The organism is Streptomyces sp. NPDC002138 (genome assembly GCF_040296485.1).
Taxonomy (GTDB): domain Bacteria; phylum Actinomycetota; class Actinomycetes; order Streptomycetales; family Streptomycetaceae; genus Streptomyces.
This window is the reverse complement of the sequence record NZ_JBEOXE010000009.1, coordinates 1-19,266: the sequence shown is the minus strand read 5'-3', so window position 1 is coordinate 19,266 and position 19,266 is coordinate 1. Positions and strand designations below refer to the sequence as shown.

The following is a 19,266-nucleotide window of genomic DNA, read 5'->3' as shown; positions in this document are numbered from 1 at the left end:
TGGCGGATGCCGCCTCCCGCGACCAGCGGGTGTACCCCGACAGGCCGGCACACCAAGCGTTTGCGGGGCCGCGCGACGGAGCGCGGCGCCGTCGCTCCGACCCGCCGCCGGGGCCGGTGGCGGGTCGGGGCGGTCGCGGCCGTCAGCTCAGGGGCTTGTCCAGTACGGCCTTGCGGTGGCTGAAGGTGTCCAGGGAATAGCGGCCGTGGTAGTTGCCCATGCCGCTCTCCCCCACGCCGCCGAAGGGCAGGTCGGAGACGGTGAGGTGGGCGACCGGCAGGTTGAACGTCAGGCCGCCCGAGGAGGTTTCCCGGCTCAGGCGTTCGCGGGTGTCGTCGGATTCGGTGAAGGCGTACAGCGCCAGGGGCTTGTCGCGGTCGCCGATGAAGGCGATGGCCTCGTCGAGGTCGGCCACCTCGACCAGGGGCAGGATCGGGCCGAAGATCTCCTCGCGCATGACCGGGGAATCGGGTGCCACTCCGGCCAGGACGGTCGGAGCGATGTAGCGGTCGGCCCGGTCGTGCACGCCGCCGGTGACCGTGCGCCCGGAGTCGAGCAGGCCCGTCAGGCGGTCGAAGTGGCGTTCGTTGATGATCCGGCCGTAGTCCGGGGCCGCCGCGGGGTCCTCGCCGTAGAGACCGCGCAGGGCCTCGGCGAGAGCCTGCTCCAGCTCCCTGGCGGTGCCGGGATCGGTCAGCACGTAGTCGGGCGCGACGCAGGTCTGGCCCGCGTTCATGAACTTGGTGGCCGCCAGGCGAGCCGCGACGACGCCGATGTCCGTACCGCGGTCGACGAAGACCGGGGACTTGCCGCCGAGTTCGAGCGTGACGGGGGTGAGGTTCTCGGCGGCGGCCCGCATGACGATCCGGCCGACCTGCCCGTTGCCCGTGTAGAAGATGTGGTCGAAACGCTGGGCCAGCAGCTCGGTGGTTTCGGGCACCGCACCCTCCACCACGGCCACGGCTTCGTGGTCCAGGTAGCGGGGCAGGAGGTCGGCGACCGCGCGCGAGGTGGCGGGCGACAGCTCGCTGGGCTTGGCCACGACGCAGTTGCCGGCCGCCAGCGCGCCGACGACCGGAGCGAGCAGGAGCTGGAGCGGGTAGTTCCACGGGGCGATCACGAGGACCACGCCGAGCGGGTCCTGCACGGTGTGCGCGGTCGCCGGGCTCAGCCGCTCCGGTACCGGGGCGGGCTGGGGGCGCAGCCAGTCGGCCAGGTGGTCCAGGGTGTGGTCGATCTCGCGCACGGTGAAGTCGATCTCGGTGCGGTAGGCCTCCGCCCGGCTCTTTCCGAGGTCGGACCGGAGCGCGGCGGCCAGCTCGTCGCCGCGCTCGGTGAGCAGCGTCCGCAGCGCTTCGAGCTGGCTGGTGCGCCAGCTCAACGGCTTCGTACGGCCGGTGGCGAAGGCGGTCCGGAGGCGTGCGACGACGTCTGCGGGCTGTTCGGGGGTGCGGTCCGACATGCGAATCTCCTGGGGGTCGCGCGGGACACGGAGTCGCCCGCGCAGTTCGGTGCATATAGCAACTAAAGGGTCTGGGGTATTCCGCCGCCGGGGTCCCGGTCGTCCCGCTCCGACCCCGGCCAGTCGTTGTAGCGGAGCAGGTAGGCGGCGAAGCGGTCGAGGTCGCCGGGGTGCCAGTCCGCGAGGCGGTCGCGGAACATCGCCCGCCGGTTTTCCGTCGCCCGCGCGAGGGTCGCGGCGCCCGCGGGGGTGGGTTCCAGTACGTACACCCGATGGTCATCCGGGTCGGCGCGCCGCTCGATCAGCCCCGCCCGCTCCAGCGCCGCGACCTGGCGGCTGACGGTCGACTTGTCCAGCGCGTAGTGGGCGGCGAGATCGGAGACCCGGGTGCCCGGATGCTCCTCCAGGTGGCCGAGCAGGGTGAAGGACACCAGCGAGAGCTCCGGATGCATCCGCGCGGCCACCGACCGGGCGCGCCGGGCGAAGGCGGTCATCTCTCGCTGGATCGTCTCGACGGCCGCGTCGCGGCGCGCCTCACCCTGGCCGTCGGCGCCGCTGGACGGCGCTCGGGTCCCCGATGCGTTCCTGATCACGGCCACTCCTTCCAACTCATAGTTGTATAGTACAACCACCACGACCGTTGCATATACCAACTATCTGCCGGTGGGGTGTACCGCAGCCCGAGCCGACATCGGAGGTCCCGTCTCATGTCCGGTCACACGACCACCCCGCACCACCCGGAGAAGTCAGCCCCGAACCCCGCGCTCCGTCATGTGCTCACCCACCTGCTCACCCCCCTGCTGATGTGCCTGGGCATGGGACTCGCCTACATGGGCGCCTTCGTCCAGCCGGAGCCCCACCACCTGCCGGTCGCCGTGGTCGGCGAGGGGCCCCAGGCGATGGTCTTCGCCCAGACCGTGAAGGACCGGGCCGGTGACGCCCTCGACGTGCGCACGGTGGCCCGTCGCGCCGACGCGGTGCAGCTGCTCAAGGACCGCCGCATCACCGGCGCCTACGTGCCGAGCGGCACCGCGCCCGAGCTGATCGTCGCCACGGCCGCCTCCGACACCGGCGCCACCGTCGCGGAAAAGATCTTCACACCGATCGCCGCCCGGCAGGGTGCCCCGCTCGCGGTGACCGATGTCGTCCCCACCGTCGACGACGACCCGACCGGACAGGGGCTGTTCTTCCTGCTCGTCGCCGTCAGCATCGGCTCCTACGCCTCGGTGGCGGTACTCGGCGGTGCGGGCGCCGCGCTGCGTATGCGCGGCCGCGCGCTGCTCGTGGTCGGCGTATCGGGTGTCGTCAGCGCGATCGGCGCCCTGCTCGCCGGACCGGTCTTCCACCTCGCCCACCACGGACTGGCCGGTGTCTGGGGCCTGACCTGGCTCTACTCCGCGGGCATCCTGTTCATCGGAGTCGGCCTGCACACTTTCCTGGGGCGCTGGACGACGCTGGCCATGATGGTGCTGTTCGTGATGCTCAACTTCACCAGCTCCGGCGGATTGTTCCGGCCGGAGCTGCAGAACGGCTTCTTCGGCTCCCTGAACGCCTTCTGGAACGGCGCGGGATACATCGGGGGCCTGCGCAGCCTCCTCTACTTCGGCAACGCCGACCTCTCCCGCCAGCTGGGCACCCTCGCCCTGTGGCTCCTCCTCGGGCTCGTGCTCACCGCCACGGCCGGACTCGTCGAACGCCGACGCTCCACGGGGGCGGAGGACGTGAAGGAGCCGGGCGCCAAGGAGCAGGACGCGAAGGAGCAGGACGCGTCGGTGGAGGAGGAGATGGAAGAAGCGGTCGGCGTCTGACGCCGGGCGTGGTTCCTCGGGTGGTGGTTACGGCAGCTTCAGCCAGGGGCTCTTGTTGGCCATGGTGGCGGTGTGGCTGCCGGTCCAGTACTGGCCGCACCCGGCCAAAACGGGGCAGCAACACCAGGAGCCACCCACCTTGACTACCGGGTTTCCGTCGACACCGGGTTGAGGAAGAAGAGGCACTGCTTGGCGTTGAATTCGCCCACTTCGGCGACGAAGCGGAAGGTATCGCCCGCGCGGACGGTGGCGGGGGTGTTCGCGCCGGTCAGCTTCAGGTCGAGGACGTTGACGTCCGTGTACCTGAAGGCTGGGCCGATCCCCGTCTTCGGCCCCTGGTCGCCCGGGCCCAGGAGGACGTCGTAGCGGGTGCCGTCGTTCCCGTGGGGCATCATGTGCACGATCGAGCCGTCGAAGGCGACCTTCTTGCCCTTGTACTTGGTCGCGAAGTCCAGGTTCGCGCTGTCGCACGAGTCCGGCGTCTTCAGCAACGCCGCGAACTCCGGGTTGTTCTGCAGCGTGATCACTTCAACGGCAGCCGACCCGGCCCCGGTCGGGGTCGACGGGGCGGAGGGTCGTGCGCTCGCGGTGGCCGGCGCCGGCTTGTTCGCCTCGTCCTTCTTCTCGTCTCCGTCCTCGAGTGCCGCGCCTACGCCGATGACGATGACCAGGAGCGCGAGAACGCCGACCGCGGCGCCGATCAAGAGCCGCGGCAGGGGCTTCTTCGGCCGACGGAAGTCCAGGGTGGAGCGCAGCATGCCCGGGGTTTGTTCCACCAGCTCCCAGCCGTCCTTCTGCAGCTTCGAGATCACCAAACCGTCGGTGCCGCGAACCGTCTGCACGGTCTTGTACTCGTACGTGATCTCGTCGGCCATGCGGCTCCGCGCCCCCTCGATGAACTGCCCGTACCAACTGCCCCGCGAGCATAGGGGACCCGTGGCGCCTCAGATCCAGCCACGGCGGGTCGCGACGACGCCGGCCTGGAAGCGGTTCACCGCGCCCAGGAGTTCGTGGAGGCGGCTCATGCGTCGGCGCATGGTGCGGACCGACCAGCCGAGCTGGCGGGCTATGGCCTCGTCCTTGAGGCCGCTGACCAGCAGGGTGAGCACCAGGCGGTCCTCCTCACCGAGCGGGTCCTCGGCGGGGACGTCGAGCGGCAGGGCCTGTTTCCAGCACAACTCCCAGTAGTCCGTGAGGGCGTCCAGCAGGGCGCAGGGGCGGATGACCGCAGCGCGTACGCCGTTGAGGTCCAGGGAGAGCGGCATCAGCGCCAACCGCCGGTCCGCGATGGCCAGTTTGATCCGCAGACCCGGCATCACCCGGGCCTGCTCGCCGCGGCGCACGAGGCCGCGGATGTCCTCGAGGACCCCCGGCCACTCCAGCGCCTCGGGGGCGTACACCGCGCGGTAGCGCACACCGCGCCCCAGCGCCGTGCTCTCCACCGGGTTGGAGGTGGTCAGTGCGTACGGCGGCCGGTCCAGGGTCATGACGTCCTCGCGCGCCTCCTGTTGGAGGCGGACGAACCAGCGGCCGAGCGCCTCGCGGCCGGTGGCGATCTCCACCTCGTCCTCCCCGTCGGTGCCGGCCTGGGCCGCCGCGAAGAGGCGGGACAGCTCGCCCGCGGCCGTACGGACCCGGTCCAACTCCGAGGTCCTGGCCCGTACCAGGGACTCGACCGCGGCTCCCGGCTCGATCGCCGCGTACCGGCGGCGGACGCCCGCGAGCCGCCCGACCAGGCCGTGGTCGTGCAGCCGGTCCAGCGCCTTGGCCGCGCGGAGGGGGGAGCAGCCGAGGTCGGCGGCGAGTTCGGCCGGGACCGCCGTGCGCCGGCGCAGCACGGCTCGGTAGACGCTCTCGTCGAACGGATCGATGCCGGCGGCGGTGAGCTCGTTCGTCATATGCGGATAATGGCCCACTTGTGCCAGCGGCAGCAATGGGCCGCCCGGATCTGTTGTACGGAGAGTGACTTCGGCACTAGGACTTCTTCCCATGGCCAAGAACCCACGAAGAAGCCGACGCCTGGTGGCCGTTGCGGTCACCACCGTCGCGCTCGCCGGGACGCTCACCGCGATACCCGGCACCGCGACCGCTACCGCGACCGCGCAGTCACCCGACCCGAACCAGCGGGTCATCGTCGAACTGTCCGGGGACGCCGCCGTCACAGCCGCCCCCGGCGGCTCGCTCACCTCCCAGGCCGTCGGCACCGCCTCCGCCGTCGGCGACGCCCGGCGGGCCCTGGCGGCACGGCAGGACGCCTTCGTGGGGACGGTACGGGCAGCCGGCATGCACCCCGCCGCACCGCGCAAACTCGGCCTGCTCGTCAACGCCGTGGCGATGTCGGTGCCCGCCTCCGAAACGGCGCGGCTGGCGGCGCTGCCTGGCGTCGTCGCCGTACGGCCGGACACCCGGATCCAGGTGCGTACGGACACCAGCGTGCCGCTGACCGGCGCGCCCGAGGTCTGGAAGCGCGAGGACCCGAGCGGGGTGAAGGCGACCGGCAAGGGCACCGTCGTGGCGGTCCTGGACAGCGGCGTGGACTACGGCCACCCCGACCTGGGCGGCGGCTTCGGCACGGGCCACAAGGTCGTCGGCGGCTTCGACTTCGCCAATGGCGACGACGACCCGATGGACGACAACGGTCACGGCACCCACGTCGCGGGCATCATCGCGGGCAAGGCGGCCAAGAAGGGGGGCGTCACCGGCATGGCGCCCGACGCGAGCCTGCTGGCCTACAAGGTCATCGGCGCCGACGGCAGCGGCTACACCTCCGACATCATCGCCGGTCTCGAGGCGGCGGCCGACCCGGCCAACCCCCACCCGGCCGACGTGATCAACATGAGCCTCGGCGGGCCCGGTGACGGCACCGACCCGCTGGGCCGCGCGGCGACCGCCGCCGTGCGGGCCGGGGTGGTCGTCGTCGCGGCGGCGGGCAACGACGGGCCCGGCAGCGGCACCATCAGCAGCCCGGCCTCGGCCGACGGAGTCATCGCGGTCGGCGCCTCCACCAGCGGGGTGCGGACACCCAGCGCCTACCTGGCCGGCAAGCAGCCCGAACTGATCCAGACGTACCGGGGCATCCTGTCCGCGAACCCGCCCCAGGAACCGGTCACCGCGCCGCTCGTGGACGTCGGCGCGGGCACCGCCGAGGACTGGAAGCGCGTCGGTGACGTACGGGGCAAGATCCTGCGGGCCGACATCCTCGTCCCGCCCAGTACGGACGTACTGAGCCAGGGCGACATCGACTGGGCGCGCGAGGCCGAGAAGCGCGGCGCGCTCGCCGTGCTCGGCGGTCTGGCGACCCACGACGGACCCGTGCTCGCCGCCACCCCGGGAACGGTCGAGGCCCAGGCGACCCCTGCCCGCCCCGACCTCGCCCGGGCCGCCGCCTCCGGCGACTCGTTGCGCATGGACCGCCTGGTCGTCATGGGCATCGACGCGACCCAGTACGCGCAGCTGAGCCGTCAACTGGCCACCGGGAAGGTGTCCGTCACCCTGCGCGGCACCGACTCCACCGACGCGATCGCCTCGTTCTCGTCGCGCGGGCCCGGCACCGGCTTCGGCCTCAAGCCCGACCTGGTCGCACCCGGCGTGGAGATCCGTTCCACGATCCCCACCTCGCTGTACGAACCCGGCGTCTACCGCATGTCGGGCACCTCGATGGCGAGCCCGCACGTCGCCGGAGCCGCCGCCCTGCTGCGCCAACTGCGGCCGGACCAGGACCCCGACGGCATCAGGTCCGCGCTGGTCGGCACCGCGAAACAGCTCGCCGGCAGCGGCCCCACCGTCCAGGGCAACGGACGCCTCGACGTCGCCGCCGCGGCATCGGCCGCCCTGAGCGCCTCCCCGACGGCCGTGTCGTTCGGCCTCGCCGACCTGGCGAACAAGGCCGTCGGCGGCAGCGCGAAGGTGCGTCTGACCAACCCCGGCAAGGAACCGCTGCCGCTGACTCTGGGCAGTACCGGCTCCGCCACCGTGTCCCCGGCGCGGGTCACCGTCCCCGCCGGGGGGTCCACGACCGTCACCGTCACCCTGCGCGCCGACCGCCCGCCCACCGACACGGAGATCAGCGGCTCGATCACGGCCACCCCCGCGCGCGGCCCCGCCCTGCGGGTGCCGTACCTGGTCGTCGTCCGGCACCTGGTCGTCCAAGCGTCCCCCGACCCGAGCGACGGCCGCTCCACCGTGCACATCGCCGCCCCGGCCGCCCTGAACGCGCCGCCACAGATCACCGTCACGCCTCCGCGCGGCAAGGCCTTCACCCTGCCCACCACCATGAACGGCGCCGGCTACTACCAGGCCGACGTGACCGGCAAGGCGGCCGGCGCCTACCAGCTGGCCGTGCGGGCCACGACCACCGACGGCCGGCAGATCACCGGAACCGGCGCCTTCGAGGTCACCCCCGTCGGCAGCCGCGGCGACCGCTGGGAGCCCATCGGCCCGAACAGCGAGGCCGGCCACCTCGCGCTCTCGCCGGCCCGGCCGAAGCAGGCCGTCGTCACCCAGTACCGCAAGGCCGCCCCCTGGCTGACCACCGACGGCGGCGCCAACTGGCGCCAGGTGGGCCGGCTGCCGATCGCCGACGGCAACGGCACCGGACCGGTCGTGATCGACGCCCACCGCCCCGATCGCTGGTGGTACGCCGTGAACACGGCCGGTGACCCCACCCGCCGGGGCACGATCCTGCGCACCGACGACAACGGCCGCACCTGGCGCAAGCTGAGCGTGCCCGACGCGCACATCGACGAGTTCGTCGCGGACGAGCAGACCCGTACCCTCGCCGCGCTGGCCGGCGGCGCCCTGCTGGTGAGCACGGACGGGGGCGACAGCTGGGCGACGTACCCCACCGGCGTGACCGGTCCCGTCCGCGAGGCGACCCTCGTCGGCGACACCCTGTACCTGGCGACCTTCGACGGGGTCTGGCGGATCGACGGCGTCGGCAAGGGCGACCCGGGTGCGGCGCACCTCGTCCTCGACGAGCCGGTGAACACCCTCCGCGGCCTGGCGGCCGACTCCACCGTGGTGGCGGCCTACGTCCCCGGTACGGGCGTCCGCGGCTCCTACGACAAGGGCCGCACCTGGTCCACCCTGCTGCCCCTGGCGGAAGGCGGGGACGGACTGTCCGCCTCCGGCGGCGACCTGTACCTGCGCGCGCTGTTCGGCGCCGGGCAGGTGAGCCGCGACCACGGCAAGACCTGGAAGCCCGCGCCCGCCCCCTCGAAGGCGGCCATCGCGATGGACTACGACCGCTGGGCCGACGGCTCGGTGACCGTGTCCAGCGAACAGGACGGCCTCTACCGCGGCTCGGCCGACGGCACCGGTTACCGAAGGATCGGCGTCCAGGGCCTCACCACCCTCGCCCTCGCGGCCAGCGGCGACCAGCTGCTCGCCGGAACGGTGAGCGGCACCTACCGCACCGCGATCCCCGTCGCGGGCCCCGAGTGGGGCCAGTCCGGCGCGGAGGGCATGACCGGTCGCCTGACCTCGCACATCGCCGTCTCGCCCAAGGACACCAAGGTGGTGTGGCAGGTCCGGCGCACCGCGACCGGCCTCTTCGAGGTCTCCCGCAGCGGCGACGCGGGCCGGACCTGGCAGGTGAAGGGCACGTCGTCGGAGATACCGACCTCGATCCTGGTCCACCCGGCCGACCCGGACCGGGTGGCGATCGGCTTCCGGAGCATCTTCGGCGACGGGCTGTTCGCGACGTCCGACGGCGGAAAGACGTGGAAGAACCTCTTCCACGAGAAGTCCTTCGATGCCATGGCCGGTGACCCGCGCGACCCGCGGCGCGTCTGGCTCGGCAACGCCTCGGGCCTCTACCGCTCGGACGACGGCGGCGTCACCAAGACCAAGGTCGCCGAGGGCCCCGTCTCCGCGATCGCGGTGGACGGCCGACGCCTGGTCGTCGGCGGCTCGTCCGTCCGGGTCAGCACCGATGACGGCAAGACCTTCCGCACCTCCGACACCGGCCCGCTCGCGGTCCACGTCTCGGACCTGCTGCGGGTCGGCGGAGCGCTCTACGCGGCCACCGCCAGATCGACCGCGTCCGGGCTCGTCCAGGGCGGCCGGGGCGTACTGCGCAGCACCGACAACGGGCTCACGTGGGAGAACATCTCGAACGGTCTGCAGAACACCGACACCACCAAGCTGGCCGCCGCCGCCGACGGCCGCACGCTCTACGTCGGCGCCGTCGACGGCGGGGTACACCGCCTGAAGCTGCGCTGATCCCCCACCCCGCACGCCGGGAGCGGGGCCGTACGAACCCTACGACAGCGCCGACCGGGTCCGGGACTTCCGGACCCGGTCGGCGCTCGTGCGCGTGGTCGGCGGCACTAGGCGCGCCGTAGTTCGCAGCTCCCGCTGACGCAGGAGCGGCGCAGCCGCCCGGCCGAGACGGTCTCCACGAGGCCGATCGTCCAGCACATCGGGCAGCCGCGCAGGGCGACGAGGCCGACCGGGGCGAGCAGCAGGCTCCACGGGCCGGTGACCGGCAGCAGGGCCAGCGATCCCACGAGCGCGCCGAAGCCGAGGGCGCCGCGGGCCAGATGCCGCGGGACCGTGGCGCTGGCGTAGCCGCCGCGCTTCGGCGCACCTCCCCCGGCCGCGCCGGGCGGGGAACCGGGCGGGGAACCGGGTGGGGCGGTGCTCGTCGCCGTGGTCGGATCATGTGCCATCGTCGTCACCCCTCGGGCGTATCGGTTCCTCGCTCAGTGCCTCGCGCACCGCCGAACGGGCCCGGTGCAGGCGGGACTTCATCGCTGCGGTGCTCAGTCCGAGCCGGTCCGCGACGGTGCGGCCCGGCAGGCCCTGGATGTCCCGCATGACCAGTACCTGCCGCTGGTCGGCGGGCAGGGCGGCGACAGCGGCCCCCACCCGCTCGGCTTCCAGGCGCAGCAGGACGTCCTCCTCGGCGGACCGCGCGGCGCCGCTCGCCTCGTACTCGTCCGGCGACTCGTACCGGCCCGGCCCGTCGTACCGGCGGGGTCCGCCGCTGCCCGGGGCGGCCGTCCCCCGGGGGAGCAGGGCACGGGTGCGTCGCAGGCACTCGTTGCGGACGATCCGGAACATCCAGGACGCCAGCGCACCGGAGGCCCGCAGCATGCCGATCTTGCGGTAGAGGATGATCAGCGCTTCCTGGGCGGCGTCCTCGGCGTCCTGAGGTGTGGCGCACAGCGTGCGCGCGAACCGCTGCACGTGCGGGTACGAGCCGTACACCAGGGCGGTGAGCGCCTCCACGTCGCCGCGCTGCGCCGCGGTGACCAGGGTCGCGCCGGGCCAGTTGTGATCAGCCACGCTGACGCCTCCGGCGACGCAGCAGCGTGACGGTGCACGCGCACAGCAGCAGTGCCGCGGCCACGGCGATGACGACGGTGCTGGTCATGGGGTCCTCCCGTTGGGGTTCGGGGCGGACGCGATCGTCCGCACGCCTATGAGAGGCACGGCGGACGCGAAAGGATTCACCAGGCCGGCCGAACTCGCAACCACATGGACCGATGCCAACGGCGGCACCCTGGCACTGAAGCCGGATGGAGCTTTCACCGCCCACCACGTGTGCGGCGACTGGATGGGCGCCTCGGACTCGAACTGGACGGAACCCCGGTCAGGATCGGGCACCTGGAACGACGAATCCGACAAGACGGGGACCGACGTCCGGCTGGCGTTCGACATCAAAGGCCCCAAGGGGGACGCCGTGGGAGACGTCCTCAGCGCCCTGCGGCATGGAGAGACTTTGATGCTCTGGACCCGCGTGGGCGACGAGGACAACGGCGGCCCCCACTGCGTCCTGACCAGAGATCCTTGACAGCTGACGGCAGTCCCGGCCGAGACCTTCGGCCGGGAGGACCACGCCCGTCATGATCAACGCTACGTCAGCCACTCGCCGTCGACCATCAGATCCCTCCCCGCGATCTCGTTGGCCTCGCGCCAGGCCTGGATCAGGACCGGCCGGATGCGGAAGTACGGATGGTTGCGCTGCTCGCGGGGGTCGAACCCGGTCTTGGTCGCGAACGCGTCGGCGACCTCGTCGGTGATCCCGTCGGTGATCCCGTCGGTGATCCCGGCGGGAATCCCGGCGACGACGACGGCGGATCCCTCGATCAGGACCACGTCGCGGGTCGGTCCGATCGTGAGCCGGACCCGGCCGTCGGCACGGAGATTGCGCGCCGTGGGATTGCCGGCCGCCGTCGAGATCAACAGCGTCTCGCCGTCCCAGAGGAACGACAGCGGCACCAGATACGGCGTACCCGCCCGGTCGGCCGTGGCCACCCAGGCGTCGACGTCTTCGTCGAGGCGGCGCCGGGTGTCCTGCGTGCGCTGTGCGAGCGGTCGAGGCGGGGCGGTCATGGCGTCGGGCCTCCTGTTTCGGATACGGGTGGTGAAGGAGTTCGGCCGCTGTCTCGGACTACTCCGCGTAGGGCTGGTCGGTCCCCTTGGCGCTGTAACCGAGGCTCCAGACGTAGCCGTCCGGGTCGGCGAAGGTGCCGCCGTACCCGCCCCACGGCAGAGCGCCGGCGGGCTTGAGGATCGTGGCGCCCGCCCTCCGGGCCTCCGCCATGATCTCGTCGACCCGGGTCTCACTGCGGACGACGTAGGTCAGAACCAGTCCGCTGAAGCCGCTGCCTTCCTGGTCCGTGCCCACCTGCTTGGCCAGGCCCTCGCGGCGGTAGAAACCGACCGGCGAGGCGCCGTCCGATGCGAAGAACACCGAGATGCCGAAGTCGTTCTGGATCTTCCAGCCGAGCCCCTCGGTGTAGAACCGCTTGGCCCGGTCCATGTCGCGGACGCCAAGAAGGATCGAGCTGACGTGTGCCTTCATGTCTTGCTCCTCATGCATGGGTGGTTGTGTGGTGCGTGGCTGGTTGTGCCGTGCGTGGGTGGTTGTGCCGTGCGTGGGTCCGCCGGTGGAACCGGTCGCGAGCGCGGAGCTCAGCGGTCCTGGATGAGGCCGAGGACGTTGCCGTCGGGATCGGTGAAGGTGGCCACCAGGCGGCCGTCGCCGACGTCGTGCGCCGCCTCCCGCACCTCGGCCCCCGCGGCGGTCACCGCGGCGAGCTTCGACTCGATGTCCGGTACGTGCCAGTAGGCGACCGGGGCGGTCATGCCCTGCGGTCCACCGTTCGGCACCAGCCCGATGTGCTGGCCGTCGGCCTCGAAGCCGACGTAGTAAGGAGTGTCGTTCTGCGGCTGAAGGCCGAGCAGGGCCGCGTATACCTCCTTGGCCTTGGCCAGGTCGGACACGGGGTGCAGGACGGTCTTGATCATGATTGCTCCCGTAGGCGTCGGTGCGGTGTGTTGTGCTCCTAGCTTCCGTCCCGGCCCGATCGGTGAGCATCCGTGGTGACCACGGAACGGACCACGGAGCCGACCACGGACCCACCACCCCTCGTTAACCCGGTTGGGTCGTGGAGCGGATGAGACAGAATGCGGCCATGGCGACAGCAAGCGACATCTCCCCGAGAGAGGCCGAGGTGTTGGAGCTTCTCGGCTCCCACTCCACCAACGCCGAGATCGCGGCGCGGTTGTTCATCTCGGTACGCACCGTCGAAAGCCACGTTTCCTCGCTGCTGCGCAAGCTGGACCTGCCGGATCGGCGGGCGCTCGCCCGGCGTGCCGCCGTCGATCGGCCCCGTCGGGAACCGGTCCCCCTGCCGGCCCCGCTGACCTCGTTCATCGGCCGGGCCGGGGAGCGGGCAGCGCTGTCCGAGCTGGTTCTGACGCATCGTCAGGTGACCGCGGTCGGTCCTGGCGGCGTGGGCAAGACCCGGCTCGCGTTGGCGGTGGCAGCGCAGGCAGCCGGCCGGTACGCCGACGGGGTGTGGTTCGTCGACCTGGTCCCGGTCACCGATCCCTGCCTGATCGCGACCGCGGTCGCGGGCGGGCTGGGGCTCGGCGAGCAGCCCGGCCACGACTTGACGGAGTCGGTGGTCGCCGCGCTGACCGACCGGCAGGCGTTGCTGGTGTTCGACAACTGCGAACACCTGGTGGACGGGGTGGCGTTGTTCCTCGAGCGGCTGCTCGCGGCCTGCCCTCGGGTGACCGTGCTGGCGACCAGTCAGGCCCGGCTGTTGGTGCCGTTCGAGCGGGTGTACCAGGTCCCGCCGTTGTCGCTGGCCGGTGAGTCGGACGCGGTCGCCTTGTTCATGGACCGTGCACAGGCGGCCGGTTGGCCGTTGGACCCGTCGCAGGCCGACCAGGTCGCCGCGATCTGTGCGCGGCTGGACGGTATGGCGCTGGCGATCGAGCTGGCCGCGGCCCGCTTCCCGACGCTCGGGCTCGACGGCATCGACGCCGCTGTGTCCCACCCGCTCCGGATGCTCATCGGCGGCTCCCGTGCCGATGGGCGGCACCGCTCGGTTCGGGCCGTACTGGACTGGAGTCACGCCCTGCTGGAGCCGGCAGACCAGGAGCTCCTGCACCAAGTGTCGGTTTTCGTAGCGCCGTTCACCCTCTCGGCGGCGGCCGAGATCGCCGGATCCGCGACGGGCGAGGTCGCCGACGGACTGGCCCGGCTGGCCGAGCAGAGCCTGCTGGGCGTGACGGCGTCCCCGAAGGGCACCCGCTACCGGGCCTTGGAGACCATCCGCCAGTACGGGACGGAACGGCTGAGCCAGGCCGGTGAGCTGGCAGGCGCCCGGGCCCGGCACCTGCGCTGGTGCCTCACCCAGGCCGTCGACCTGGCGGAGGCCGGTCACGACTCGCGGGACTGGCGCGCCAGGTTCGACGCGGCGGCCGATGAGCTCCGCGCCTCGCTGAGATGGGCGGCGAGCGAGCCGGGCGAGCCGGAGCGGCGCGCGGACGCCTGCCGCCTGGCCCGGCACGTGGCCGAGCTGACGTTCACCCGCCATCTGCTCGGGGAATCGCAGCAGCGGTACGAGCAGGCGTCCGCGCTCGCCGACGACCCCGCCGCCACCGCGTCCATGCTCCGGCGGGCCGCGGAGGTGGCCGGCTGTCGTACGCGCGGCGAGGACATGTACCGCCTCTACCGCGCCGCCGCGGATGCCGCTCGCCGTACCGGGGACAGCGCGGGCGCCGCCGTGGACCTGGCCACCGCGGCCACCGCCGCGTACCGGTTCTCGAGCACGTTCGCGCAGACCCCGCCCGAGGAGGAGGCGATCGCCCTGGTCGGCGAAGCGCGGGAGCTTGGCGGCGAGGACCCGGCGGCCGCGGCGGCGGTGGCCCTGGCGGAGGCCGGGGTGCTCAGCGATGCGTTCGGCGCGGTGCAGGGACCGGCCGACAACGCCGTGCCGGAGACGCTGGCGCGCGCCGAACGGGCGGTCGAGCTGGCTCACCGTACCGGCAACCCGCTCGCGGAGTCCGCGGCGCTCGACGCGCTCACCGCGGCGCACGCCTGGGCCGGTGACACGTTCGCTTGCGCGGCCACGGCCGGGCGCCGGATCACGCTGCTGTCCTCCATGGCGGGCCGGCCGGAGACGCCGGGCGGTGTCCACGAGCTGATCGACGGGCTCGGCATGGCCGCACAGACCAGCCTCGGCGTGGGGAACCTGGCGGACGCCCTGCGGAGCGGACGCCAGTTGGCCGACCACCCGGCACTGGCCGAGGTGGGCCATCGGGCCACGAGCTGGCTGCTGGTCGCCGACGCGCTGGCGGGCGACGTCGAGGAACTGCTCGTCGGAAGCACGCGCTTCCTCGATGGGTGGCGGCGCGCGGGCAGCCCGGCCAAGGCGTCCCTCGGCCCGGCGGCCGCCGCGGTGGCGATGATCCACAGCTTCCGCGGGGACCACGACGCCGAGCGTGAATGGCAGGTGGTTCTGGATCGGCTCGGCGATTCATCCGAGCGCACGTACGGCTACGGGGCGCTTTTCGACGCGATGCGGATGCTCCACCACGGGCGGGCTGGGGAGGCCATGGAGCGGATGGCGCCCGAACCCGGCGCGGTGTGGAAGTGGGTCACCTGGATCTGGCTTCACTGGTACGTGGCGATACGCGCCGAGGCCACCGTTCTCGCCGGAGGTCCCGAGGCGCGCGACCGCCTGGCCGAAGCGCATGTCATCACGGCCGCCAACCCGGTCGCCGGGGCCATCGTGGAGCGGGCGGAAGCCCTCCTCGACCACGACCACGAGCGCCTGCTCGCCACCGCGGACGGGTTCGAGGCCGCCGGTTGCCGCTACCAGGCGGCGCGGACGCTGGTGCTGGCCGGTGGCGAACATGCCGCCCGTGGCGCCGCCGCCCTGGCCGCTCTCGGGGCTGGGCCGTGACGGCCACGGTGCTCATCGGGGCGTTCAGGACTCCGCCCGGGCTGTCAGGCCCCGGCAGCGCCGTGACGGCGTAGGACTCTCCCGGTCGGGTAAGCGCGTGGCACTGCCCACGAGTCGAGGAGGACCCCGCATGTCGGCCCGGCCCGTTCCCCCGTACGGCGCACCGTCCGAAGGCAACGACTTGCTCGCCGGTCGCTACCGACTCCAGTCGGCCATAGGCAGCGGCGGTACCGCGGACGTGTTCCGCGGCGTCGACGAGGTGCTGGGGCGCGAGGTGGCGGTGAAGGTGTTCCGACCCGACGCGGACACGGTGACCGCCGACACCTTCTGCGACGAGGCACGCACCCTGGCCCAGTTGTCGCACCCTGCCCTCGTGACGGTCTACGACGTGGGGCGCCATGCGCAGGGGGCGTTCATGGTCACGGAGCTGATCCGGGGCATGACCCTGCGCACCCGAATAGACGCCGGTCCCCTTGGCGCCGTTCAGGTCGTACGGCTCGGGGGCGAGATCGCCTCGGCCCTCGACCACGTACACGCGCGCGGCATCGTCCACCACGACGTGAAGCCGTCCAACATCCTCCTGAGCGAGGGCGGGTCCCCGCACCTGGCCGACTTCGGTCTGTCGAGAAGGATCCACGGCCGACCCGACCGCGATCCCGAGGTGCTCGTCGGTACGCCTGCCTACATGGCTCCGGAGCAGCTGCTGGGCGAAGGCGCGAGCACGGCCGGCGACGTCTACGCCTTGGGCCTGACCCTCATCGAAGCCCTCACCGGTCGACGCGAGTACCAGGGGTCACCCCTTGAAGCGGGCACCGCTCACCTCCTGCACCCGCCCCGCATACCCGCCGGCCTGCCGGGTGACCTCGGCCGGCTGCTCGCCGCGATGACCGACCCGGAGCCCCGGGCGCGGCCCGACGCCGCCCGCGTACACCTGCGTCTCCAGAACATCACGCGCGGCCGGGCCACGACAGCCACCGGCCCGGTCGGGCCGCTACCCGCCGTGGTGAACGCCGTGGAGAACGCGCCGGGCACCGGCCCGGCCACCCACCGCTCCGCACCCGCGCCCCTCACGGCCACCCGTCACACCGCTCCCCCGTGGCCGGCGCCGGCGCGGTTGGGCCGGCACGCCGCGACCCGGCGCAGTGCGGCCGCGTGGGGCCTGGCGACAGCGAGCTTCGCCGGTATCTGCACCCTGCTGATGGGCGGCGTCCCGCACGGGGTGGAGGCCTCTCCCCCCACCACGCCCAAGCGGACGTCGGCGCAGGAGCAGGCCGAGGCCCCGGCTCCCCGGTCCCCGCGGCCCTCACCGTCGGTGTCGACCATCCCGGAGCCGGCCGTCGCGGCCGGTTCGGCCGCCCCGCCTCTTCCGGCAGCAGCCACCCCCACCGGTCTCGGGATCCGGCAACCGGCCGACAGCCACCCTGTCAAGAACCCTCCCCCGGCCAAGAGCAAGGCCCCTGCTCCGGGCAAGGACAACGACAAGGACAACGACAAGGACAACGACAAGGACAAGAGCAAAGACGACAAGCGCAAGGGCTCGCCTCACTGATCGACACCCGTCGCGCGCCTGTCCGGCCTCTGGAGTTGTTCGAATCAGCGCCGACCGCGTCTGTGGAGAGGCCGACAGCGGCGAGCTGACGGTCAGGTCGCTGGTCAGAGTGCACTCTGCCGTCGCCCCGTGCGTCCGGCGGGGGCTGGAATCGGTCGCGCCCTAGCGTGGGTCGGAACAACCCGGGCATAACCGCCCGGATCCCAACCTTTCGGAGGAGCCTCAACCATGACCGTCAGCATCCCAGAGCTCACCGGGGACTACGTCCTGGACCCGGCCCACACCCGGATCGGCTTCGTCGCCCGTCACGCCATGGTGACCAAGGTCCGCGGCGCGTTCCACCAGTTCGAGGGCACCGCCCACCTGGACGGCACCGATCCGGCCCGCTCCAGCGCCCAGGTGGTGGTGAAGGTGGAGAGCATCGACACCGGCGTCGAACAGCGCGACCAGCACTTGCGCACCAACGACTTCCTGGACGCTCCCAACTTCCCCGACATCACCTTCCGCACCACCTCGGTCGAGCCGAGCTCCCACACCGAATACCGCGTCACAGGCGACCTGACCGTCAAGGACACCACCCGTCCGGTGACCATCGACTTCGAGTACACCGGCAATGCCGTCGATCCCTACGGCAACCTCCGGGTCGGTTTTGAAGGAGCGGTCACCATCTCCCGCAAGGAGTTCGGCGTGACCTGGAACGCGGCCCTGGAAGGCGGCGGCGTACTGGTCGGCGACAAGGTCGTCCTGGAGTTCGACATCTCCGCGATCAAGCAGAAGTAGCAGCGCCCCACCGGCCGCCGCCACGCCGTCGGGAACGCCGGCGCGCGGGAAGCGACCGTACAGCCCGGACCTGCGGCGACTGGGCCAAACGCCGCCCCACACCTTCACGGCGAACGCCGGGCGGGTGCGGGGCGAAGACGGCGAGCAGGCCGGGCCCGTTCGAATACATCGTGGCCAGGCCGGCGGCGCCGTCGACGAAGCGGGCCCCGATCTGCGTGCGGGTCTTGAGCACCGACTGATCAGGGTGCGTCCCCGGACCAGTCCCAGCGGTTCCGCCTGCCGGGGCGCGGGTCGTACAGGGCGCGGCCGCCGGCGCCGAACTGCCCGAGCTCGGTCCTGAGCGCGGCGCCGGTCCGGACCGCGTCCGCGCTCCAGCCGGTGATGTCGAGCAGCAGGCCGTCCAGCGGGCCACCGACGAGCTCGACGTAGGTGCGGCCGGGCCTCGGGCCCGGATCCGGGTCGTCGTGGTCCGTGCCGTAGACCCGGCCGCGCAGCAACTCCTCATCCCTGTCCATGCGCCCAGCTTCCCAGCCACCACCGACAACGGGGGCTCGCCCGGGTCCGCCCTAGGAGCGGCGGCCGAGCAGCTGGACCAGCCCGACCGGGAGGAACGCGGGCCGGTGGGGCTGTCCGACCTGGTACGGCACGTAGCCCTGGGAGGCCGCGACCTCGACCTCTTCGGTGGTCTCCGCCTGGAAGACGAGTCGGCAGGGCCCCGACTCGGCCTTCGCGCGCTGCCAGAGGGCGGGAGCCGGCTTGCGCTCCGCCTCGGTGCGGGGGGTGAAGATCCGGTCGTCGAAGTCCTGCCAGGCGAAGGGAGCGGCATCCTTCCACGCAGTGTCGACTTCCTTCTTCAGTCTGGCGGCGCGCTCCGCGTCGGTCGCCCCCCAGGAGGGGGGAACGTTGGTGATCAGGCCGATTCTGATGTGGCGTTCGCGCAGGGCACGCAGATAGAAGGCCGCTCCGGACCGATAGGTGATGCCGCCGTCGTCGGCGGTGTGCACGAGGGTCTCGCCCAGGTCGAAGTACACGACGGGGCAGGCGCGTTCGCGAACCGTGCGCGCGAGGGAGCCCGTACCCGCCGGTCCACTCACGCTCGCGGGCGCCGCCGCACTCACGGTGGTGCAGAGCATGGTCGACGCCAGGGCCACGCCGAGCGCGAGGCTCGCCCGCCCTAAGCCCTTGGAGGCGGATGTGTTCATGGGTGTCGTCGCCCTTCTCCTGTGCACGCGAGGATGCGCGATGTCCGGTCCATGACATGCGCGTCGACCATCCTCGCGGCGCCGAGGGGTCTGCGCCAGACCTGGCCGCAGGGCGCCCTTCGCCGACTCGGGTGCGCAAGCGAAGACGGCGGTGGGGGCCGCGGCTGGGGGGGGGGGCCCCCCCGGCGCGCGCGCCGCCGGGGGCGCCGGGGGGCCCCCCCCCCGCCGGGGGGGCGGGGGGCCCCCCAGGAGC

17 protein-coding genes are annotated in these 19,266 nt (G+C 72.4%); 6 read left to right on the top strand and 11 right to left on the bottom strand.

Going from position 1 to position 19,266, the window contains the following annotated elements; genetic code table 11:
- Positions 1 to 142: 142 nt before the first annotated feature.
- A complete protein-coding gene (locus ABT084_RS07980) occupies positions 143 to 1,462 on the bottom strand; it encodes an aldehyde dehydrogenase family protein (protein WP_351039352.1) in 1,320 nt (439 codons plus the stop codon).
- Between the two features lie 62 nt (positions 1,463 to 1,524).
- Positions 1,525 to 1,956, bottom strand: a complete 432-nt coding sequence (locus tag ABT084_RS07975) for a MarR family winged helix-turn-helix transcriptional regulator (RefSeq protein WP_351039718.1) — start codon at positions 1,954 to 1,956, stop codon at positions 1,525 to 1,527.
- A 213-nt stretch (positions 1,957 to 2,169) separates the two neighbouring features.
- On the opposite strand from ABT084_RS07975, the gene ABT084_RS07970 reads away from it, so the two are divergent.
- Positions 2,170 to 3,270, top strand: a complete 1,101-nt coding sequence (locus ABT084_RS07970) for a hypothetical protein (RefSeq protein WP_351039350.1) — start codon at positions 2,170 to 2,172, stop codon at positions 3,268 to 3,270.
- A 143-nt stretch (positions 3,271 to 3,413) separates the two neighbouring features.
- Here ABT084_RS07970 and ABT084_RS07965 read toward each other — a convergent pair whose 3' ends face one another.
- Complete coding sequence (locus ABT084_RS07965; protein WP_351039347.1) at positions 3,414 to 4,145, bottom strand: DUF4839 domain-containing protein; 732 nt, start codon at positions 4,143 to 4,145, stop codon at positions 3,414 to 3,416.
- A 69-nt stretch (positions 4,146 to 4,214) separates the two neighbouring features.
- A complete protein-coding gene (locus ABT084_RS07960) occupies positions 4,215 to 5,168 on the bottom strand; it encodes a hypothetical protein (RefSeq protein WP_351039344.1) in 954 nt (317 codons plus the stop codon).
- Between the two features lie 124 nt (positions 5,169 to 5,292).
- On the opposite strand from ABT084_RS07960, the gene ABT084_RS07955 reads away from it, so the two are divergent.
- Positions 5,293 to 9,492: a S8 family serine peptidase gene (locus tag ABT084_RS07955; RefSeq protein ID WP_351039341.1), complete on the top strand. Its 4,200-nt coding sequence runs from the start codon at positions 5,293 to 5,295 to the stop codon at positions 9,490 to 9,492.
- A gap of 107 nt (positions 9,493 to 9,599) precedes the next feature.
- On the opposite strand, the gene ABT084_RS07950 is transcribed toward ABT084_RS07955, so the two are convergent.
- Both ABT084_RS07950 and ABT084_RS07945 read right to left on the bottom strand, forming a co-directional pair.
- Complete coding sequence (locus ABT084_RS07950; RefSeq protein ID WP_351039339.1) at positions 9,600 to 9,941, bottom strand: hypothetical protein; 342 nt, start codon at positions 9,939 to 9,941, stop codon at positions 9,600 to 9,602.
- Entirely contained in the window at positions 9,931 to 10,560 is a 630-nt protein-coding gene (locus tag ABT084_RS07945; protein ID WP_351039337.1) for an RNA polymerase sigma factor, read from the bottom strand. Before ABT084_RS07945 ends, ABT084_RS07950 begins: the two co-directional genes overlap by 11 nt.
- Before the next feature lie 136 nt (positions 10,561 to 10,696).
- Between ABT084_RS07945 and ABT084_RS07940 the strand changes: the two genes are divergently transcribed.
- The gene (locus ABT084_RS07940) at positions 10,697 to 11,068 is read left to right on the top strand and encodes a hypothetical protein (protein ID WP_351039335.1); all 372 of its coding nucleotides are present in this window, start codon (positions 10,697 to 10,699) and stop codon (positions 11,066 to 11,068) included.
- 62 nt (positions 11,069 to 11,130) lie between these two features.
- On the opposite strand, the gene ABT084_RS07935 is transcribed toward ABT084_RS07940, so the two are convergent.
- The 3 genes from ABT084_RS07935 to ABT084_RS07925 form a co-directional block, all read right to left on the bottom strand.
- The gene (locus tag ABT084_RS07935) at positions 11,131 to 11,610 is read right to left on the bottom strand and encodes a pyridoxamine 5'-phosphate oxidase family protein (RefSeq protein ID WP_351039333.1); all 480 of its coding nucleotides are present in this window, start codon (positions 11,608 to 11,610) and stop codon (positions 11,131 to 11,133) included.
- A 58-nt stretch (positions 11,611 to 11,668) separates the two neighbouring features.
- Positions 11,669 to 12,082 (bottom strand): VOC family protein, encoded by a 414-nt coding sequence (locus tag ABT084_RS07930; RefSeq protein ID WP_351039330.1) that lies wholly within the window; start codon positions 12,080 to 12,082, stop codon positions 11,669 to 11,671.
- A 110-nt stretch (positions 12,083 to 12,192) separates the two neighbouring features.
- Positions 12,193 to 12,528, bottom strand: coding sequence for a VOC family protein (locus tag ABT084_RS07925; RefSeq protein ID WP_351039327.1), 336 nt, complete (start codon positions 12,526 to 12,528; stop codon positions 12,193 to 12,195).
- A 167-nt stretch (positions 12,529 to 12,695) separates the two neighbouring features.
- On the opposite strand from ABT084_RS07925, the gene ABT084_RS07920 reads away from it, so the two are divergent.
- The 3 genes from ABT084_RS07920 (at position 12,696) to ABT084_RS07910 (ending at position 17,811) form a co-directional block, all read left to right on the top strand.
- Positions 12,696 to 15,482 (top strand): ATP-binding protein, encoded by a 2,787-nt coding sequence (locus ABT084_RS07920; RefSeq protein WP_351039324.1) that lies wholly within the window; start codon positions 12,696 to 12,698, stop codon positions 15,480 to 15,482.
- A gap of 130 nt (positions 15,483 to 15,612) precedes the next feature.
- On the top strand, positions 15,613 to 17,031 hold the full coding sequence (locus ABT084_RS07915; protein WP_351039322.1) for a serine/threonine-protein kinase: 1,419 nt from the start codon (positions 15,613 to 15,615) through the stop codon (positions 17,029 to 17,031).
- A 228-nt stretch (positions 17,032 to 17,259) separates the two neighbouring features.
- The gene (locus ABT084_RS07910; protein WP_351039320.1) at positions 17,260 to 17,811 is read left to right on the top strand and encodes a YceI family protein; all 552 of its coding nucleotides are present in this window, start codon (positions 17,260 to 17,262) and stop codon (positions 17,809 to 17,811) included.
- 239 nt (positions 17,812 to 18,050) lie between these two features.
- On the opposite strand, the gene ABT084_RS07905 is transcribed toward ABT084_RS07910, so the two are convergent.
- Both ABT084_RS07905 and ABT084_RS07900 read right to left on the bottom strand, forming a co-directional pair.
- Complete coding sequence (locus ABT084_RS07905) at positions 18,051 to 18,326, bottom strand: hypothetical protein (RefSeq protein WP_351039317.1); 276 nt, start codon at positions 18,324 to 18,326, stop codon at positions 18,051 to 18,053.
- Positions 18,327 to 18,377: 51 nt separating this feature from the next.
- Positions 18,378 to 19,013, bottom strand: coding sequence for a hypothetical protein (locus tag ABT084_RS07900; RefSeq protein WP_351039314.1), 636 nt, complete (start codon positions 19,011 to 19,013; stop codon positions 18,378 to 18,380).
- Between the last annotated feature and the right edge of the window lie 253 nt (positions 19,014 to 19,266).

Excerpts from the sequence above, each read along its gene's own strand:
- ABT084_RS07980 (WP_351039352.1), bottom strand. The coding sequence starts at position 1,462 with ATGTCGGACCGCACCCCCGAACAGCCCGCAGACGTCGTCGCACGCCTC.
- ABT084_RS07975 (WP_351039718.1), bottom strand. The coding sequence starts at position 1,956 with ATGACCGCCTTCGCCCGGCGCGCCCGGTCGGTGGCCGCGCGGATGCAT.
- ABT084_RS07970 (WP_351039350.1), top strand. The coding sequence starts at position 2,170 with ATGTCCGGTCACACGACCACCCCGCACCACCCGGAGAAGTCAGCCCCG.
- ABT084_RS07965 (WP_351039347.1), bottom strand. The coding sequence starts at position 4,145 with ATGGCCGACGAGATCACGTACGAGTACAAGACCGTGCAGACGGTTCGC.
- ABT084_RS07960 (WP_351039344.1), bottom strand. The coding sequence starts at position 5,168 with ATGACGAACGAGCTCACCGCCGCCGGCATCGATCCGTTCGACGAGAGC.
- ABT084_RS07950 (WP_351039339.1), bottom strand. The coding sequence starts at position 9,941 with ATGGCACATGATCCGACCACGGCGACGAGCACCGCCCCACCCGGTTCC.
- ABT084_RS07940 (WP_351039335.1), top strand. The coding sequence starts at position 10,697 with ATGAGAGGCACGGCGGACGCGAAAGGATTCACCAGGCCGGCCGAACTC.
- ABT084_RS07935 (WP_351039333.1), bottom strand. The coding sequence starts at position 11,610 with ATGACCGCCCCGCCTCGACCGCTCGCACAGCGCACGCAGGACACCCGG.
- ABT084_RS07930 (WP_351039330.1), bottom strand. The coding sequence starts at position 12,082 with ATGAAGGCACACGTCAGCTCGATCCTTCTTGGCGTCCGCGACATGGAC.
- ABT084_RS07925 (WP_351039327.1), bottom strand. The coding sequence starts at position 12,528 with ATGATCAAGACCGTCCTGCACCCCGTGTCCGACCTGGCCAAGGCCAAG.
- ABT084_RS07920 (WP_351039324.1), top strand. The coding sequence starts at position 12,696 with ATGGCGACAGCAAGCGACATCTCCCCGAGAGAGGCCGAGGTGTTGGAG.
- ABT084_RS07915 (WP_351039322.1), top strand. The coding sequence starts at position 15,613 with ATGTCGGCCCGGCCCGTTCCCCCGTACGGCGCACCGTCCGAAGGCAAC.
- ABT084_RS07910 (WP_351039320.1), top strand. The coding sequence starts at position 17,260 with ATGACCGTCAGCATCCCAGAGCTCACCGGGGACTACGTCCTGGACCCG.
- ABT084_RS07905 (WP_351039317.1), bottom strand. The coding sequence starts at position 18,326 with ATGGACAGGGATGAGGAGTTGCTGCGCGGCCGGGTCTACGGCACGGAC.
- ABT084_RS07900 (WP_351039314.1), bottom strand. The coding sequence starts at position 19,013 with ATGAACACATCCGCCTCCAAGGGCTTAGGGCGGGCGAGCCTCGCGCTC.